Genomic DNA, 16,022 nt, shown 5'->3' on the forward strand with positions numbered 1-16,022 from the left:
ACCTGACTGGAGGTTATCAGCACCATGGCTACCGCGAAAAAACCCACTGTAAAGAAGGCGGCAAAGGGCAAAAGTAGCCGGGCCAAATCACAAAGCGACGACCGCTCGGCGGAAGACCGCCTGATCGATGCCACGATGAAACTTGTTGTCGACCGTGGCTGGCGCAATCTCTCACTGGCGGAAATCGGTGAGGCCGCAGGTCTCGGTTTGGCGGAACTGCACGCAATCGCACCAAGCAAGTCGGCTATTCTGAACCTCCTGATTCGCCGAATTGATCGGCAAGTCCTTGCGGAAGGACGCCTGAGTGAGGATCAAGGATCTGCGCGTGATCGCTTGTTCGATGTATTGATGCGCCGCTTCGACGCCATGCAACCCTATCGCGTCGCCTTGGGTGAAATCCTGTATGACTGCAGGCGTGACCCGCTCAGCCTCGCCACTAGCCTGCCGAGACTGGCATGCTCTATGGCCTGGATGCTGGAGGCCGCTGGTCTGGATAGCCACGGTCTGCGGGGCGTCATTCGAATAAAAGGCCTGTCGGCCGCCTACTTGGTGACGCTTAGAACCTGGCTCAAGGATGACAGCGACGATTTGGCGGCGACAATGGCAACGCTGGACCGCCAGCTTTTGCGACTGGATGGCTGGGCCCGGCGATGCCGCGGGCCGCAGCGACAAGGCGAAACACAAGCGGTCGGCACATAAGTATTATTACGCACTTGCGAGATTGCTGTTTTCCGCAGAAATACTTGACGTTTGCGATTTTTTGCCTCATATAGGGGTTAGATTTGTTGCAGTGCAACATAATCGTCACGCCGCGCAGCGGTGATGTTGCGTCGCGGGCCAATTGGAAACCTTTTCCGGTAAGCGTTACAGGAGACAGTCATGACCAGCAGCAACAACCCCTTCTTCAACACCGACTTCAGCGACTTCATGGACCCACAGAAAATTGCCGCTTCCTTCCAGGGTGCAGGGTTCAATGCCAATGCCTGGACCGAAATTCATCGTAAGAATCTCGAGACGATCGCCGAAGCCAACCGCATCTGTTTCGAAGGCCTGCAGGCCGCCGGACAGCGCCAGGCCGAGATCATTCGTCGGTCGCTCGAGGAGGCCGTTGAGGCCGTCAGTGCGCTTGCTGAGCAAGGTGCTCCGGAGAAACGCGCCGCCCTGCAGATTGAAATGGTCAAGCAGAGCTACGAGAAGATGCTCGCCAATCTGCGCGAGCTTAGTGAAATCAACAGCAAGTCGACCAGCGAAGCAGCAGAGAAGATCAACCAGCGCATCGCCGCGAACCTCGACGAGTTGGGTGCGACCCTTCAGGAAATGTCTGCGGGCCAGCCCGCATCGAAAGGCACCAGCAAATCCAAGAAGTAACCACTGCTGAAGCGCCTTCACCTATTATCTGGTGTGGAACTAAGAGGGTCGTGGCTTGCTACGGCCCTTTTTTCCGTTAAACCTCTGTAACCTACGTCGTTTTATGCACCTGCGGGCAAGACAGGTAAGACCACTTTGTGCAAGACTGCGTCCGCTGGCAGTAGAAGATAAAGCGAGAGGTCGAAACGATGGGTGAATGGGTACACTTGACCGCGGCCGATGGGCACGGATTCGAGGCCTATCGCAGCACGCCGCCACAAGAGAGCCTCGGTGCCATCGTGGTGGTGCAGGAAATTTTTGGCGTCAACAGTCACATACGCAGCGTCACGGACCGCTTTGCAGCCGCAGGCTATACGGCATTGGCACCGGCCTATTTCGATAGAATCGAACCCCGCGTCGAACTGGGCTACGACCCGGAGGGTGTTGCGCGTGGGCGATCCCTCAAAGCAGAGGTCGGCTACGAGCAAGCAATGCTCGATACGGGCGCCGCGGTCGCGCGTTTGATCAGCGAGACCCATAAAGTCGCGGTCGTCGGCTATTGCTGGGGTGGAGATTTGGCTTGGCTGGCGGCCTCCGAGTTGCCCATTGCCGCCGCCGTCGCCTATTACGGCGGCGGGATCGCCAATCTGCTGGATCGCAAACCGCACGCGCCGCTGATGTTGCATTTCGGCGAAACCGACCAGGCTATCCCTTTGGAGAGCGTCGGCAAAATAGCCGAGGCGGTCCCGAAAGTGCCGTTGCATCTTTACCCAGCGGGTCACGGCTTCAACTGCGATCAGCGCGCAAGTTACCATCAGGCGAGCGCCGACCTGGCTTTCGAGCGGAGTCTCGAGTTTTTGCGCCGACACCTACACTAAGCCAACAGGGCCGATCACATGCCCCAGAAGAGAGTATCACTTCGTCCCTTGAATAAACGCGTGACCCTGAAAGTCGCTGCGCGCCCATTGGCTTTGAGCGACAAAGCGGTGTTACTGCACGAAGATGGCTACCAACCCGTTCTATACCTGCCAATATCGGATATTCCCGACGGGCTTTTGATCCCCAGCGATACCAGGACCCATTGCCCTCACAAGGGCGATGCCCGCTACTTCGATCTGCGGCTCGAAAACGCAACGATCAAAGATGCGGCCTGGAATTACCCGGTTCCCATTCCCGGCATGGAGCCGCTCGCATCACTGGTTGCGTTCTACCGCGACAAACTCGACGCACACAAAATATCCCTGGTCGAAGAGGTAAACGGCGAATGATCGATAGAGGTATAGACCATCTCGTGCTTTGCGCGCGCGACTTAGCGAAGGCGCGTGAGCGCTATCAATCCCTGGGCTTCACCATGACGCCCCGCGCCGAGCACCCCTTTGGTACCGGCAATTCCTTGGTTCAGTTGCAGGGGTCGTTTTTGGAGATCCTATCGGTCACTCGACCGGAACTGATTACGGCAGCCGCAGCTGGTCATTTCTCCTTCGCCGACTACAATCGCGCCTTCCTGGAGAAGCGAGAAGGCTTTTCCATGTTGGTCTTCGAAAGCAAGGATGCCGGACGCGATCAGGCTGAGTTCGGAAATGCGGGCCTGAGAACCTACCCGACGTTCGATTTTCAACGCAAAGCCAAACAGCCGAGCGGCGAAGAGGTAACTGTCGGCTTCTCGCTCGCTTTCGTGACGGACCCGCGCATGCCAGACGCCGTTTTCTTCACCTGTCAGCAGCACGCCCCGCAGTACTTCTGGAAACCCGACTACCAAAAGCACGCCAACAGCAGCCGCACGGTGGAAGAGGTCGTCATGGTCGCGGCTGATCCTCGCGCGCTGGTCGACCTTTTCTCCGGTTTGCAAGGGCACGACAGGGTTGCCGCACAGGCGGACCGACTGACCGTGCAGACAAGCCGAGGAAAGATCACTGTTCTGACGCCCGCCGGTTTCTCGGCCCGTTTTCCGAGTGACGCCGGCGCTAAAGAAACCGACGAACCGCACTTGGCCGCCTATGTGCTGGGGGTCGAATCACTCGATACCGCCGGGCGGTGTTTGGAAGCCAGCGGGCTACCGCACCGCCGCGAGGGCCGGATGCTGCAGGTCGCAAGCCAGGATCTCTTCGGAACGGCGCTGGGTTTTGTTGAGCCCTAGTGGCCTAGGCCGGGTGGCACCCCACGACTTAGCGGGCCTGGCGTCCGTAACCGCTATCTCGGAACTTAGCTAGAACTTCCGCCATTTCGTCAGCCGATAAGATATTCGGCGTGCCGACCTGCAGGGCGGCGAGGTAAATTCCGGCCAGCGCCTCAACCTCAATCGCCAGGGCGATTGCTCGCTCAAGGGTCGTATCACAGGCGATCATGCCGTGGTTCGCCATCAGACAGGCTTTACGGCCCTCAAGGGCCTCCAGAACGAGATCGGAAAGCTCCTGAGAGCCGAACAACGCATACGGCGTGCAGCGGATATCAATGCCGCCCGCGACCGCCACCATGTAATGAAATGCGGGCAAATCACGGCCCAAGCAGGCTAGCGCCGTGGTGTGTGGTGCGTGGCAATGCACGACCGCGCCAAACTCGGCGCGCGTTGCCAGGATATCCCGGTGGAAGCGCCATTCGCTGGTCGGTTGTTCGGGCTGATCCTCGTCGATCTTGCCGCCGTCCCACCCCAAGAGCACCATTGATTCAGGCGTAAGATCACGGACCGCTACGCCGGAGGGTGTGACTAAAATCTCATCTCCAAACCGAGTTCCGATATTACCGGTGCTGCCTCTGTTGAGCCCGGCGTCTTCAAGTCGGATTGCCGCCTCGACCAGCGAAAGCCTGACCTGATCCTGCGCTTCATTCATCCCAGCTTTATCGTCCACGACTCAAGCCTCCTGCACGTCGTCGCGCCGCTCGGGGAAAAGCCCGAGCAACCCCTCCCGCGAGGCTGCACACACACCTCGCTCGGTCACCAACGCCGTTACCAGGCGCGCAGGCGTAATGTCGAATGCGTGGTTGGCTGCCGGGCTGCCCTCAGATACCAGCGCAACCCGTCGCAGTTGCCCGGCTTCGTCACGCCCACTGACATGGGTGACCTCGCCGGGATCGCGTTCCTCGATGGGAATGGCCCCGCCATCATGCAGCGTCCAGTCGATCGTTGGGCTGGGCAGCGCCACATAAAACGGTATCCCGTTATCATGTGCCGCGAGTGCCTTGAGGTAGGTCCCGATCTTGTTACAGACGTCGCCGCCAGCCGTGGTTCGATCGGTGCCGGTGATGCAAAGATCGACCGCGCCGCGCTGCATCAGCAAGCCGCCCGCATTGTCCGTAATCACCGTAAAGGGCACGCCATGCTGCTGAAGCTCCCAGGCGGTCAGGCTAAAACCCTGATTGCGCGGCCGGGTTTCATCGACCCAGACATGCACCGCGATGCCCGCATCGTGGGCCTGATAGATCGGCGCCAACGCCGTCCCGCAATCGACCGTGGCCAACCATCCGGCATTGCAGTGGGTGAGAATTTGCACCGGTTGGGCGTTATCACTTTTCGCTGACCGGGCCATCTCGATCAAACGCATTCCGTTGGTTCCGATCGCCTGGTTGATCGCCACGTCTTCATCGCAAAGCTTTGCCGCGAGGTCATAGGCAGCCGCGACACGTTCGCCGTCGCCCAATGACGTTACTTTCGGATCGCGCAGCGCTTCGATCATGTAGGCCACCGCCCAACGGAGATTGACCGCTGTCGGGCGCGTGGCGATCAACTGCTGCCCCGCGCGTTCAAGACTGCTACCGCTGGGATCGGCGCGAAGTGCTAGGCAAAGGCCATAGGCCGCCGTGGCGCCGATAAGAGGCGCACCGCGCACCTGCATGGTGGCGATCGCCCGGGCAGCGTCCTCAACGGTCGTCAGGCGACATACCTCAAATGAATGAGGCAGCAGGGTCTGGTCGATGATTCCGACCGACCAACCGTCGTCTTCCAGCCAGATCGTACGGTACTGTCGGCCAGCGACCTTCATCAGGCTTCGCCCCTCAACACCCGTCCAGCAACCGCGTCCAGACGCGATACCACTTCCGGCGCCCACTCCGGCGGCTGTGTCACCACCGCATGGTCCAGGGCGCGCTGACAACCTTGCGGGCAAAGTGCGCGCTTTTCCGCCAACAAGGGGATCACGGTTTCGATCAAGTGCCGCGCCTTGCTGGCATTCTGCAGCATCGTGGCGATCACGCCGTCAACCGTGACATGCTCATGCTCTGGGTGCCAGCAATCATAGTCCGTGACCATAGCTATGGTCGCATAGCAGAGCTCCGCTTCGCGCGCCAACTTGGCCTCGGGCATGTTCGTCATGCCGATCACCGAGCAATTCCAGCTCCGGTAAAGCTCCGATTCGGCCCGGGTCGAGAACTGTGGCCCCTCCATCGCAAGGTACGTTCCACCTTGGTGCATCGTCAGACCGAGCGTATCGCCGGCCTGCTGCAGGCAATGACCCAAGCGCCCACAAACCGGATTAGCCATAGAGACATGAGCCACGAGCCCTGTATCGAAGAAGGATTTCTCGCGTGCGAAAGTACGGTCGATAAACTGATCCACCAGAACAAAATCACCAGGCGCCAGTTCCTCGCGCAACGATCCGACAGCCGAAAGCGACAGAATTTCAGTAACACCGGCCCGCTTCAAAGCATCTATGTTGGCGCGATAGTTAAGCTGGCTGGGCGGTATTCTATGCCCGCGACCGTGACGCGGCAGGAAAACCACGCGTTTCCCCTTGAGTCGACCAAAGAGCAACGCGTCGGACGGGTCGCCAAAGGGACTCTCGATTCGCTTCCAGGCTTTATGAGTCAGCCCCTCGATTTCATATACGCCGCTACCGCCGATAACCCCGATGACCGGTTCGACTTGATCGTTCTGCGCACGGGCCTTTGGCATAGGTTTCCGTTCTCTTTTCGCTTGCCGAATTCGGCAGGTTTATCCGCCCAGCACAAGGTCCATCGACTATTGAAACCAGCACTGGCTCATTTGACGTGAACCTTAGCCTATCCACTACATCGGCGGTAAGGCTACACTAACATTTGCAAAATATTTTTCACGCTTAACGGGAGAAAAAAATGAGCGAGAAGCAGCAAGTAGTCGTTACCGATATTCAGATACCTTTTCTTTCTATGGTGGCCTTGATGGTTAAAGGTGTGCTCGCCTCCATTCCGGCAATGATCATCGTGACCATTCTCGGCGCACTGTTCATGGCGGTTATAGGGTCCATGAACATGGGCATGATGATGAACTAGGCGCAAAAAAAGGGATGCAACTGACAAGTTGCATCCCTTTTCCGGTCGTTATGTCGGCCACTACCTAGTGCAGGTCTGCCCAGATTTTCCGCTTAACCGCATAAAGCATGCCGGTGAAGACGATCAAGAACAGCAGCACCTTCACGCCCATGCGCTTTCGCGCTTCCATGTGCGGCTCCGCCGCCCAGGCGAGAAAGGCAGACACGTCCTTGGAAAGCTGCTCTACGGTGGTTTCCGTGCCGTCGGCATAGCTCACATCGTCGCCGAACAACGGCTGCGGCATGGCGATCTGTTTACCCGGAAAATAGATGTTGTAGTATGTACCGGGAGCAGGCTCCTCGTCAGCGGGCGCTTCGTGGTAGCCGATCATTAGGGCGTTAACGTACTCAGCGCCGCCAGCGCGTGCCTTGGACATCAAGGACAGGTCTGGTGCCGTTTCATAGACGCCCTTACCGCGAATGCGGTCCGATGGCTTAGCCGTTACCTCTTCGACCTCGCCAAAGGCGTTGGGGCCATTGAACACGGTGTATTGCTCCGCGATCGCCTTGACCTCTTCCTCGGAAAAACCGATCTGCTCGAGGTTGCGGAACGACAGGAGCTTGAGCGAATGGCAAGCTGCGCAAACCTCGTTGTACACCTGGAAACCACGCTGTAGTTCAGCCTTGTCCCAGGTACCGAAAATACCATCGAAGCTAAAGTGGGTTTCCGGCAGTGGGGTCTCGACTTCGGCCGCCTGTACTGCTGTTGACGGCGTTGCGAAACCGGTGAGAACCAGAACCGAAAGGGCGATTGCTTTTGAAACGAGCTTTTTCATGGTTACGCCTTCTCCATCGGCTTTGCGGTCGCACCGGCAGCAGCGCTGCCTCCTTTTAGCACCGGCTCACTGATCGAGGATGGCAGCGGCCGGGGGCGTTCGAAGCGGCCCAGCAACGGCAGAATGACCAGGAAGTGCAGGAAGTAGTAAGCCGTCGCAACGCGGCCGATAATCAGCCAGATGCCGTCCGGCGGATTGGCGCCCGCGAACCCGAGCGCGATGCAGTCAATCAGCAGGATCCAGAAAAACTGCCGGAAGATAGGCCGGAACTTTCCGCTGCGCACCGGGCTGTTATCCAGCCAGGGGAGCACGAAAAGCAGCGCTATCGAGCCGAACATGGCCAGCACACCGGCAAGCTTCGCCTCGATCAGAGTGAAGCCGAACAGACCGATATCGGGCACGGCGCGCAAGATCGCATAGAAGGGCAGGAAGTACCACTCCGGCACGATGTGCGGCGGGGTGACCAGTGGATTGGCCGGAATATAGTTATCCGGGTGCCCCATGTAGTTCGGGGCGAAAAAGATGAAGCCCGCGAAGAAAATAAGGAACACGCCCAACCCGAACAGGTCCTTCACCGTGTAATAGGGGTGGAAGGGAATGCTGTCCTGCGGCCCCTTGGTATCGATCCCCAGTGGGTTGTTGGAACCGAAGCGGTGCAGCGCGATCAAGTGCAGAACCACGACACCAACGATGATGAAGGGCAGCAGATAGTGAAGCGAAAAGAAACGGTTCAACGTCGCATTATCCACCGAGAAACCGCCCCACAACCACGTCACGATCGACTCGCCGACGAACGGGATCGCCGAGAAGAGATTGGTGATGACCGTGGCGCCCCAGAAGGACATCTGGCCCCAGGGCAGAACGTACCCCATGAATGCGGTCGCCATCATCAGCAGAAGGATGATCACGCCCAGCATCCAGAGAATCTCTCGCGGCGCCTTGTAGGAACCGAAGTAGAGCCCTCTGAAAATATGGATATAGACAACGATGAAGAAGAAGCTGGCGCCGTTCATATGGATGTAGCGAATGAGCCAGCCGTAATTGACATCGCGCATGATCCGCTCAACCGATTGGAACGCGTAGTCCACATGCGGGGTGTACTGCATCGCCAGGACGATGCCGGTCACAATCATGATGACCAGCGCGATACCCGCCAGCGAGCCGAAGTTCCACCAATAGTTCAGGTTCCTGGGCGTCGGATATTCGTGCAGCTCATGGTTCATAAAGCTGAAGATCGGCAGGCGATAGTCGATCCATTTCACAACGCGGTTCATATTCCCGTCGGACATTGGGTCTTTCCTCCTCAGCCGATCCGCACAGTGGCGTCATCCAGGAAACTGTAGGTAGGCACCTCGAGATTACGGGGCGCCGGTCCCTTCCGGATACGGCCTGAAGTGTCGTAGTGAGAGCCATGGCAGGGGCAGAACCAACCACCCCATTCGCCGCGGTTGTCGCCGCTTCCCTGTCCGAGCGGCACACAGCCCAAGTGGGTGCAAACACCAACCAGGATCAGCCATTCAGGCTTTTGCACACGCTCTTCATCCGACTGCGGATCGCGAAGCTCCGCGACATCGACCTTGCGCGCCTGCTCGATCGCATCCTCCGGACGGCGGTCGATGAAGACCGGTTTGCCGCGCCAGGTGACGGTCACCCGCTGGCCAACCTCGATTGGCGACAGATCGACATCCGTCGAAGCCAATGCGAGCACATCGCGTGAGGGGTTCATCGAGTCGATCAGCGGCCAAACGACCGAAGCCGTTCCAACCGCACCGACCGCACCGGTTGCGAGAAACAGGAAGTCGCGGCGCGTGCCGCCTTCCTTGTGTCCGCTGTCTGCCGTATCAGCCATGCTTCATCCTTCCATCGACCCGCGTGCCTATAGCGAGGCCAAAGACTACCCCCGAGACTAGGTCCAGGACTAGCCCCTCATAGACAGTTCCAGGAAGTTCCCTGGGGTTTACCAAAAGCTCCCCTGGAACGACTGCCTCCGCCCACGCGGTCATCCAGCCCCCGGCCTTCCGCCCATTGCAGGCGAAAAACCAAGTAAATAATCACGGGGGGCCGCCCCCGTGCTTCCAACCAATTCCCCGACGCTGTCCCAACTGCGACACGCCGCCGCACAATACCCCGAGAAAACCTGCAGTCAGATATCTCGGAACCGGCATTCGCGGTACAGTCACGGACCCCGGAACGAGCCCGGGAAACAACCCCAGGCGAGAACCTTCGCGTCGAGGCAGGCATATAGAGGAAAAAATGCCTGAACGCAAAGCCAGATCGCAAGCGTTCGACGATGATCTCACCTAAGGCGACAGCAATAGCTTTGGCATCATGGCATATTGGCGCAGCGCCGGTGAACCGGATAAAAGCACGCGGATACAAACGGCCGAAACGGCACGGAAAGACTCATGAGCATCGAACTGACACTCTATCAACCCGATATACCTCAGAACACGGGAACCCTGCTGCGCCTGGCCGCTTGTCTCGGCGTACCGATGAACATCATCGAGCCTTGCGGATTCTTGCTGACCGACCGTTCACTCAAGCGTGCCGGCATGGATTACCTCGATCTGGCCTCGGTACAGCGACACCTGGATTGGGAAACCTACAACAACAGCCGCAGCGGGCGATTGATACTGCTGACCACCACCGGGAACACTGCCTACTGCGATTTCCGATTCCACCCAGACGACCATGTCATGTTGGGACGCGAGAGCGCCGGTGTGCCTCAGGAAATCCACGCAGCGGCCGATGCGCGTTTGGTCATCCCTATGCAGGCTGGACGCAGATCAATAAACGTCGCGATCGCCGGCGCCATGGTGCTGGGAGAGGCCTTGCGTCAGACGAACGGCTTTGCTGTAACAGAGCAGACGACAGAAAACGAGGATTCACAATGACTGGCGCGACTGAAAGCACTGGCGAGATCAGGGGGCGTAAACAGGTGGCCCGACATTGGTTCGAATCACTCAGGGATTCGATCTGCGCATGTTTCGAAGCATTGGAGGACAGCATACCTGCGGAAACCGCAACTCTTGCAACTTGCCAGACGGCCGGCCGTTTTAAGCGTCAGACCTGGGAACGTCCCGAGGGCGGCGGCGGCGTGATGGCGGTCATGCGCGGCCGGGTTTTCGAGAAGGTTGGCGTCAACGTCTCGACGGTTGAAGGCACATTCTCTCCCGAGTTCGCCAAGCAAATACCGGGGGCGGAAGAAGATTCGCGTTTCTGGGCCAGCGGTATCAGCCTCGTTGCCCATCCGCAAAATCCGATGGTTCCGGCGGTCCATATGAACACGCGGCATATCGTCACCACCAAGGCTTGGTTCGGCGGCGGCGCTGACCTGACGCCGATGGTGCCGGACCAAAGGGACAGCGACGATTTCCATGCGGCGCTCAAAGGCGCGTGCGACCGGCATGGTGAAGATTACCACGCCCGCTTCAAGGCTTGGTGCGACGAGTATTTCCATTTGAAGCACCGCAACGAGCCTCGCGGCATCGGTGGCATCTTCTACGACTATCTGGAAGCCGACTCGGAGGAACAGTGGAACGCCGGATTCGCTTTCACCCAAGATGTCGGACGCACATTCCTTGATATCTATCCGAGGCTTGTAGAAAGGCATTACGGCCGACCCTGGACCCCGGAGCAACGCGAACATCAACTGATCCGGCGCGGGCGCTACGTCGAGTTCAACCTGCTCTATGATCGAGGTACGAAATTCGGGCTTATGACCGGCGGAAACACTGAAGCCATCTTGATGTCGCTCCCACCCGAGGTGAAGTGGCCCTAGCGCCGTTGGCTACCAGTGAATCTTGCCGTCCAGGATTGAGCGGTGCCAACGCCTAATCGTGATCCGACCCCTGACGCCTGCCTGGGTCAGAGGATCCTTGCGATAATAGGCTTCAGCCTCTGCGCGCGTCTCGACATCGAGCAGAAGCAAACCGCCATCGGGTGTTGATCCGTCGTCGTTTCGCAGGCTACCCGCCGCCAGTATGATATCCTTGTGCGCTTCCTCATAAGCCATATGCAAGGCCATCAAGTCCTTGTCGGCTCGCTTGTGGGTGGCAGCGGGATCGTCGTCACTCATGATCAGCCAGGGCACGTCGTGTTCACCTCGGACAGTCGCATCACCACGAGCCAAGCCGCAGATCAGCCATAGTTTCGTTTTTCCAGAATCTCGAAATGCGCCGAGGTTTGGTCCCAGCGGTTCAAGACCTTCTGTGCGGCGTCGGGCACATAAGCCCGCTCGTAATCTTCTCCCTGAAAAGCGATGACGTTGTCCAGACTTTCGAAGGTCATGACGGTCATGAACTCAACCTCGTCACCGACCGGGCGACGCAACAGTTCGATCGCCAGATAACCAGGTATCTTCTTGGCTTCTATGCCCGGGAAAACCTCACTCTTCAGAAGTGCCTCGTAGTGCGGTGCATTCTCCGGCGTCGTCCAGCCACGCCATACACGTTTTACTGTCATATCCAACCGCCATGTTGTGCTTTTTCATTGCAATTCATACTTCAGATCAAGCCGCCGTGCCACCAACCGTCAAGCCTCCGATCAGCATCGTTGGCTGCCCGACACCGACCGGCACGCCCTGCCCGTCCTTGCCGCAGGTTCCGATCCCCGGGTCCAGCTTCATATCGTTACCGACCATCTCCACGCGCGTGAGCACGTCAGGCCCATTGCCGATCAAAGTCGCACCTTTAACCGGCGCGCCGATCTTGCCGCCTTCGATTTTGTAAGCCTCGGTGCAGGAAAAGACGAACTTGCCCGAGGTGATATCGACCTGGCCGCCGCCAAAATTAACCGCATAGAGGCCTTTGTCCACCGAAGCGATGATCTCGGCCGGATCCCGGTCACCGCCCAGCATGTAGGTGTTGGTCATACGCGGCATGGGAATGTGCGCATAGCTCTGACGACGGCCGTTGCCGGTCGCCTCCATCCCCATCAGCCGCGCGTTTTGACGGTCCTGCATGTATCCGACGAGGCGACCATCCTCGATCAGAACCGTCTTTTGACTGGGTGTTCCCTCATCGTCGATGGTAAGCGACCCGCGGCGGTCAGGAATCGTGCCATCGTCGACCACGGTTACGCCGGGCGCCGCGACCCGCTCGCCCATCAAGCCGGCAAAAGCAGACGTTTTCTTTCGATTGAAGTCGCCTTCCAGGCCATGACCGATCGCCTCGTGCAGCAGGATTCCAGGCCATCCGGCTCCCAACACCACCGGCATTTCGCCCGCCGGTGCATCGACGGATTCAAGATTAACCAACGCCTGGCGCAGCGCTTCGTCCACCCCGGCCTTCCAGTTCGCCGCCTCAATCAAGCTTTCGTAGGCTATACGCCCGCCGGTCCCATGACTGCCGCTTTCCATACGGTCGCCGTCACCCACCACAAGCGAGACATTAAGCCTGACCAGGGGTCGGATATCGGCCATGCGCTCGCCGCCAACCCGCATAATCTGCACCGCCTGCCACTCGCCCGCCAATGAGACGCTGACCTGCTTGACCCGGCTATCCTTGGCACGGGCATAGGCGTCGATCTCGCCCATCAAACGAACCTTGGTGTCGAAGGATACCGCCTCCAAAGGGTTGGCGTCGCTGTAAAGCAAGCGGTTCGTACCTTGTGGTCCGGCCGCCCATTGACCGCTGTGGCCGCTTTGGACCGCCTTGACGGTTTCGGCAGCGCGCTGAATCGCGGCCTCGGACAACTCGCTGGCATGGGCAAACCCCGCAGCCTCTCCGACAATCGAACGCAAACCGAATCCCTGGAGTGTATCGAAACTGGCGTTTTTCAGACGACCATCGTCGAAGGAAAGGCTCTCCGACTGCCGATACTCCAAAAACAACTCACCATCGTCACCGCCCCGGAGGGACTCTTCCACAATCCGCTCCAGCCGACTGCGGTCCAATCCGGCACGGGTAAAAAACAGGTCGTCCGTTGCGGCGATATGACTCATGGTGTCCGGCTCTCCGATCTTTGGTCGTAAGCGACTTCAACATCCTTTATATGGAAAGGAAGGGGAAGGAAGAAACCCCACACGGACGCCAGCGAGCAGGAAAAGCGCATGCCGACGAAGCGATATGGACTGAACGACCATCCGGAAAGACAGAATCTGACCGCTGAGGTCCATGCCCGCCCCTATGCGCGATTGAGCGCACCGGAACGCCTTAGTCATCTGGCGCTTCTTACCGGCGGCGACGGCGCCGATGCGGACCGCGAGCACCTCAACGCCCTTTGCAAGCGCTACAAGCTCCCCGGGCCGCAATCCGATCAGAACCATTTCATGGCCGACTTTGGGCCTTTCCGCCTGAAGTGGGAGCGTCATACCGAATTCTCGACCTACACATTCTTCCGTCAGGAACCGGTGGGCCAAGACCCCTTTAGCGATCCGGTATTGCAAGCGGTGCCACACGATTGGCTGGAAGGCATTCCAGGCCAACTGATGGTCGGCATCCACGCCGCGCTCGAGTCTGATGGAGAGCCGGAGCGAAACGGCGAGGCCCTGGCCCGTTACTTCGGTTCGGAATCCTTTGCCGGTGCGGTCGTGGCCAGCGGCGCGGCCATGGCCTGGATGGATTTCTGGATCAATGGTGATGGTTTCGGGCACCTGCTTGTGCGAGATCGCGGGCTGGAACCAAGACGGGCCGGGCGCCTGCTTCAGCGTCTTGTGGAAATCGAAACCTATCGCACCATGGCGCTGCTTGCCTTCCCGATCGCAAAGGAAGCCAGCCAGCAGCTTGACCGCATCGGGGTTGGTCTGTCGCATATCATGGAATCGATGGCCGACCTGCAGGACTTGGAGGACGAGCGTCGTCTGCTGCGCGAGTTGACACGGCTCACAGCCGAACTTGAGCGCGTGGCCATGGCCACCAGCTATCGGTTCGGGGCAGCCAAGGCTTACTATGCGCTGGTCGAGCGGCGCATTTCAGAGCTACGCGAAAGCCGTTTGGAGGGGTACCAGCAGTTTGGGGAGTTCATGGATCGGCGTCTGGCGCCGGCGATGCGAACCTGCATGTCCGTGTCGGAGCGCCTGGACGTGCTGTCCAAGCGTATCGCACGCGCCGGGCAGATGTTGCGGACCCGTGTTGACATACAACTCGAAGCACAAAACCGGGATCTCCTGCGTTCCATGGACCGGCGCGCGCAGATGCAGCTACGCTTGCAGGAGACCGTCGAGGGCCTGTCTATCGCAGCCGTCACCTACTACGGCGTCGGCCTTATCGCTTATGTCGCCAAAGGTTTGAAAGAGGCCGGCGTACCTTTGCCTGTAGAGATTACTCAAGGCATAGCGGTTCCGGTGGTGGCCGGGCTTACCTGGGTCATCGTAAGGCGAATTCGTCGCATGGTGGCCAAGGGCTCCTGAACCGTCGATTCTTACCGCGACAGATTTTGCGACAGAAGGTCGCGCCAGCGGAATTCCGGTCGAAACATGCATATTTCTAACTGGATTCCAGAGACAGCGTCGACGCTTCTTTGGCGGCCGGGAATAGCGCGCCAGCGACCCTCTTAAAAGCTGCGCGCGCCTTCTTGTCCGGCGCGGCGAGTTGCTGTAGGGTCCGCCACGCATCGGGGGTGCCGGGTGAGTACCGGGCGGGGCTCCGGTTACGGACACCGGCTGAGGGGTTGCATCCCGGCGCAATTTCCGGCGGAATTTATGGGCGTCGCCTGCCTGTTGTCGGGCGCTGCTCTTCAGGCTTTGAGAAGGAAAGGCTGGAAGGTATGACTATGCGGACGCGCTTCGGCGTTCTCTTTGGTTTGGTCGCGGCTGTATTAGGGCTCGCAGGATTAGGTTTCGGAGATTTCGGACTCTCCGGTCAAGCGCTGGCGGCAGAGCCACAGCAGTGGCATATGGATTTCCAGCCCGCTGCGACGCCCGTCATGGAGCGCGTCCAGGATTTTCATGATCTGCTGATGGTCGTGATCACGGCGATCACGATATTCGTCATGGTTCTTCTGGGCTACGTGATGTGGCGGTTCTCCGAAAAGCGGAATGCAAATCCATCGCGCACGACCCACCACACGCTGATCGAAGTCATCTGGACCGTCGTTCCTGTGTTGATCCTGGTTGTCATCGCCGTTCCTTCCTTTCGGCTGCTCTACTATTCCGAACAAGTCGAAAACGCAGAAATGACCATCAAGGCCACCGGCCGTCAGTGGTATTGGAGCTACGACTATCCTGATCATGGCGACTTCACCTTCGATGCCACCATGATTCCGGAAGCGGATCTTAAACCTGGCCAGAAGCGCCTGTTGGAAACCGACAATGTCGTGGTTCTGCCTGTCGATACGACCGTTCGTATCCTCATTACGGCAAGCGACGTGTTGCACAGCTTTGCGGTCCCCGCCTTCGGTATCAAGAAGGACGCCGTTCCGGGCCGCATGAACGAGACTTGGCTTCGTATCGAGCCTGAATACGCTGGTACGACCTTCTACGGCCAGTGCTCCGAGATTTGCGGAACCGGCCACTCCTTCATGCCCATCGCGATCAAGGCCGTGACGAAGGCCGAGTTCGCAGCTTGGGTTGAACAGGCCAAGGTGGAATTTGCCGACGGCAGCGATGCCCTTCCGGTCGAGAGAAATAGCGATACGCTGCTGGCCGACGCTTCGGCTCGCGCGCAGTAATACGTTCAGG

The 16,022-nt window shown here is 58.8% G+C and carries 19 protein-coding genes; 10 read left to right on the plus strand and 9 right to left on the minus strand.

Features of this window, described 5'->3' with window-relative positions; all coding sequences use genetic code 11:
• Positions 1-24 precede the first annotated feature (24 nt).
• The 5 genes from FHR98_RS14800 (at position 25) to FHR98_RS14820 (ending at position 3,484) form a co-directional block, all read left to right on the plus strand.
• Positions 25-699, plus strand: a complete 675-nt coding sequence (locus tag FHR98_RS14800; RefSeq protein ID WP_183417512.1) for a TetR family transcriptional regulator — start codon at positions 25-27, stop codon at positions 697-699.
• 180 nt (positions 700-879) lie between these two features.
• Positions 880-1,368: a phasin family protein gene (locus FHR98_RS14805; RefSeq protein WP_183417513.1), complete on the plus strand. Its 489-nt coding sequence runs from the start codon at positions 880-882 to the stop codon at positions 1,366-1,368.
• Positions 1,369-1,556: 188 nt separating this feature from the next.
• The gene (locus FHR98_RS14810; protein WP_183417514.1) at positions 1,557-2,225 is read left to right on the plus strand and encodes a dienelactone hydrolase family protein; all 669 of its coding nucleotides are present in this window, start codon (positions 1,557-1,559) and stop codon (positions 2,223-2,225) included.
• 18 nt (positions 2,226-2,243) lie between these two features.
• The gene (locus FHR98_RS14815) at positions 2,244-2,615 is read left to right on the plus strand and encodes a DUF427 domain-containing protein (protein WP_183417515.1); all 372 of its coding nucleotides are present in this window, start codon (positions 2,244-2,246) and stop codon (positions 2,613-2,615) included.
• The gene (locus FHR98_RS14820) at positions 2,612-3,484 is read left to right on the plus strand and encodes a VOC family protein (protein WP_183417516.1); all 873 of its coding nucleotides are present in this window, start codon (positions 2,612-2,614) and stop codon (positions 3,482-3,484) included. The genes FHR98_RS14815 and FHR98_RS14820 overlap by 4 nt, the downstream gene beginning before the upstream one ends.
• 28 nt (positions 3,485-3,512) lie before the next feature.
• Here the strand turns inward: FHR98_RS14820 and FHR98_RS14825 are convergent, their stop codons facing one another.
• The 3 genes from FHR98_RS14825 to FHR98_RS14835 are packed head-to-tail and all read right to left on the minus strand — an operon-like array spanning position 3,513 to position 6,232.
• Positions 3,513-4,193, minus strand: a complete 681-nt coding sequence (locus tag FHR98_RS14825) for a class II aldolase/adducin family protein (RefSeq protein ID WP_322091270.1) — start codon at positions 4,191-4,193, stop codon at positions 3,513-3,515.
• Between the two features lie 3 nt (positions 4,194-4,196).
• Positions 4,197-5,324, minus strand: coding sequence for an S-methyl-5-thioribose-1-phosphate isomerase (gene mtnA, locus FHR98_RS14830; RefSeq protein WP_183417517.1), 1,128 nt, complete (start codon positions 5,322-5,324; stop codon positions 4,197-4,199).
• On the minus strand, positions 5,324-6,232 hold the full coding sequence (locus FHR98_RS14835; protein WP_183417518.1) for an S-methyl-5'-thioadenosine phosphorylase: 909 nt from the start codon (positions 6,230-6,232) through the stop codon (positions 5,324-5,326). The genes mtnA and FHR98_RS14835 overlap by 1 nt, the downstream gene beginning before the upstream one ends.
• A gap of 179 nt (positions 6,233-6,411) precedes the next feature.
• Between FHR98_RS14835 and FHR98_RS14840 the strand changes: the two genes are divergently transcribed.
• Positions 6,412-6,588 carry a hypothetical protein gene (locus FHR98_RS14840; RefSeq protein WP_183417519.1) on the plus strand — a complete coding sequence of 59 codons (177 nt, stop codon included), beginning with the start codon at positions 6,412-6,414 and terminating at the stop codon, positions 6,586-6,588.
• 64 nt (positions 6,589-6,652) lie between these two features.
• Here FHR98_RS14840 and FHR98_RS14845 read toward each other — a convergent pair whose 3' ends face one another.
• From FHR98_RS14845 to petA, 3 genes are read right to left on the minus strand one after another with little or no spacing between them, the layout of a single operon-like run.
• Positions 6,653-7,402, minus strand: a complete 750-nt coding sequence (locus FHR98_RS14845) for a cytochrome c1 (protein ID WP_183417520.1) — start codon at positions 7,400-7,402, stop codon at positions 6,653-6,655.
• 2 nt (positions 7,403-7,404) lie between these two features.
• Positions 7,405-8,691 (minus strand): cytochrome b, encoded by a 1,287-nt coding sequence (locus tag FHR98_RS14850; RefSeq protein ID WP_183417521.1) that lies wholly within the window; start codon positions 8,689-8,691, stop codon positions 7,405-7,407.
• A 14-nt stretch (positions 8,692-8,705) separates the two neighbouring features.
• Complete coding sequence (petA, locus tag FHR98_RS14855) at positions 8,706-9,251, minus strand: ubiquinol-cytochrome c reductase iron-sulfur subunit (protein WP_183417522.1); 546 nt, start codon at positions 9,249-9,251, stop codon at positions 8,706-8,708.
• A 562-nt stretch (positions 9,252-9,813) separates the two neighbouring features.
• Here petA and FHR98_RS14860 point away from each other — a divergent pair.
• Positions 9,814-10,296: a tRNA (cytidine(34)-2'-O)-methyltransferase gene (locus tag FHR98_RS14860; RefSeq protein WP_183417639.1), complete on the plus strand. Its 483-nt coding sequence runs from the start codon at positions 9,814-9,816 to the stop codon at positions 10,294-10,296.
• Positions 10,293-11,183: an oxygen-dependent coproporphyrinogen oxidase gene (gene hemF / locus FHR98_RS14865; RefSeq protein WP_183417523.1), complete on the plus strand. Its 891-nt coding sequence runs from the start codon at positions 10,293-10,295 to the stop codon at positions 11,181-11,183. Before FHR98_RS14860 ends, hemF begins: the two co-directional genes overlap by 4 nt.
• A gap of 9 nt (positions 11,184-11,192) precedes the next feature.
• Here the strand turns inward: hemF and FHR98_RS14870 are convergent, their stop codons facing one another.
• The 3 genes from FHR98_RS14870 to tldD are packed head-to-tail and all read right to left on the minus strand — an operon-like array spanning position 11,193 to position 13,346.
• Positions 11,193-11,495 (minus strand): YciI family protein, encoded by a 303-nt coding sequence (locus tag FHR98_RS14870; protein WP_183417524.1) that lies wholly within the window; start codon positions 11,493-11,495, stop codon positions 11,193-11,195.
• A gap of 47 nt (positions 11,496-11,542) precedes the next feature.
• Positions 11,543-11,866: a putative antibiotic biosynthesis monooxygenase gene (locus FHR98_RS16700; RefSeq protein WP_183417525.1), complete on the minus strand. Its 324-nt coding sequence runs from the start codon at positions 11,864-11,866 to the stop codon at positions 11,543-11,545.
• A gap of 46 nt (positions 11,867-11,912) precedes the next feature.
• The gene (tldD, locus tag FHR98_RS14880; RefSeq protein WP_183417526.1) at positions 11,913-13,346 is read right to left on the minus strand and encodes a metalloprotease TldD; all 1,434 of its coding nucleotides are present in this window, start codon (positions 13,344-13,346) and stop codon (positions 11,913-11,915) included.
• Between the two features lie 108 nt (positions 13,347-13,454).
• Here tldD and FHR98_RS14885 point away from each other — a divergent pair, with 108 nt between their 5' ends.
• Positions 13,455-14,753, plus strand: a complete 1,299-nt coding sequence (locus tag FHR98_RS14885) for a DUF3422 family protein (protein WP_183417527.1) — start codon at positions 13,455-13,457, stop codon at positions 14,751-14,753.
• A gap of 356 nt (positions 14,754-15,109) precedes the next feature.
• Positions 15,110-16,012: a cytochrome c oxidase subunit II gene (gene coxB / locus FHR98_RS14890; protein ID WP_183417528.1), complete on the plus strand. Its 903-nt coding sequence runs from the start codon at positions 15,110-15,112 to the stop codon at positions 16,010-16,012.
• Positions 16,013-16,022 lie beyond the last annotated feature (10 nt).

Origin of the sequence: Limibacillus halophilus (assembly GCF_014191775.1) — a bacterium.
In the GTDB taxonomy this organism is placed as follows: Bacteria; Pseudomonadota; Alphaproteobacteria; order Kiloniellales; family CECT-8803; genus Limibacillus; species Limibacillus halophilus.

Bases quoted from the DNA above. Each gene is read 5' to 3' on its own strand.
- hemF (WP_183417523.1), top strand. From the start codon at position 10,293: ATGACTGGCGCGACTGAAAGCACTGGCGAGATCAGGGGGCGTAAACAG.
- FHR98_RS14800 (WP_183417512.1), top strand. From the start codon at position 25: ATGGCTACCGCGAAAAAACCCACTGTAAAGAAGGCGGCAAAGGGCAAA.
- FHR98_RS14810 (WP_183417514.1), top strand. From the start codon at position 1,557: ATGGGTGAATGGGTACACTTGACCGCGGCCGATGGGCACGGATTCGAG.
- tldD (WP_183417526.1), bottom strand. From the start codon at position 13,346: ATGAGTCATATCGCCGCAACGGACGACCTGTTTTTTACCCGTGCCGGA.
- mtnA (WP_183417517.1), bottom strand. From the start codon at position 5,324: ATGAAGGTCGCTGGCCGACAGTACCGTACGATCTGGCTGGAAGACGAC.
- FHR98_RS14835 (WP_183417518.1), bottom strand. From the start codon at position 6,232: ATGCCAAAGGCCCGTGCGCAGAACGATCAAGTCGAACCGGTCATCGGG.
- FHR98_RS14815 (WP_183417515.1), top strand. From the start codon at position 2,244: ATGCCCCAGAAGAGAGTATCACTTCGTCCCTTGAATAAACGCGTGACC.
- FHR98_RS14850 (WP_183417521.1), bottom strand. From the start codon at position 8,691: ATGTCCGACGGGAATATGAACCGCGTTGTGAAATGGATCGACTATCGC.
- FHR98_RS14885 (WP_183417527.1), top strand. From the start codon at position 13,455: ATGCCGACGAAGCGATATGGACTGAACGACCATCCGGAAAGACAGAAT.
- coxB (WP_183417528.1), top strand. From the start codon at position 15,110: ATGACTATGCGGACGCGCTTCGGCGTTCTCTTTGGTTTGGTCGCGGCT.
- FHR98_RS16700 (WP_183417525.1), bottom strand. From the start codon at position 11,866: ATGACAGTAAAACGTGTATGGCGTGGCTGGACGACGCCGGAGAATGCA.
- FHR98_RS14845 (WP_183417520.1), bottom strand. From the start codon at position 7,402: ATGAAAAAGCTCGTTTCAAAAGCAATCGCCCTTTCGGTTCTGGTTCTC.
- FHR98_RS14805 (WP_183417513.1), top strand. From the start codon at position 880: ATGACCAGCAGCAACAACCCCTTCTTCAACACCGACTTCAGCGACTTC.
- petA (WP_183417522.1), bottom strand. From the start codon at position 9,251: ATGGCTGATACGGCAGACAGCGGACACAAGGAAGGCGGCACGCGCCGC.
- FHR98_RS14840 (WP_183417519.1), top strand. From the start codon at position 6,412: ATGAGCGAGAAGCAGCAAGTAGTCGTTACCGATATTCAGATACCTTTT.
- FHR98_RS14820 (WP_183417516.1), top strand. From the start codon at position 2,612: ATGATCGATAGAGGTATAGACCATCTCGTGCTTTGCGCGCGCGACTTA.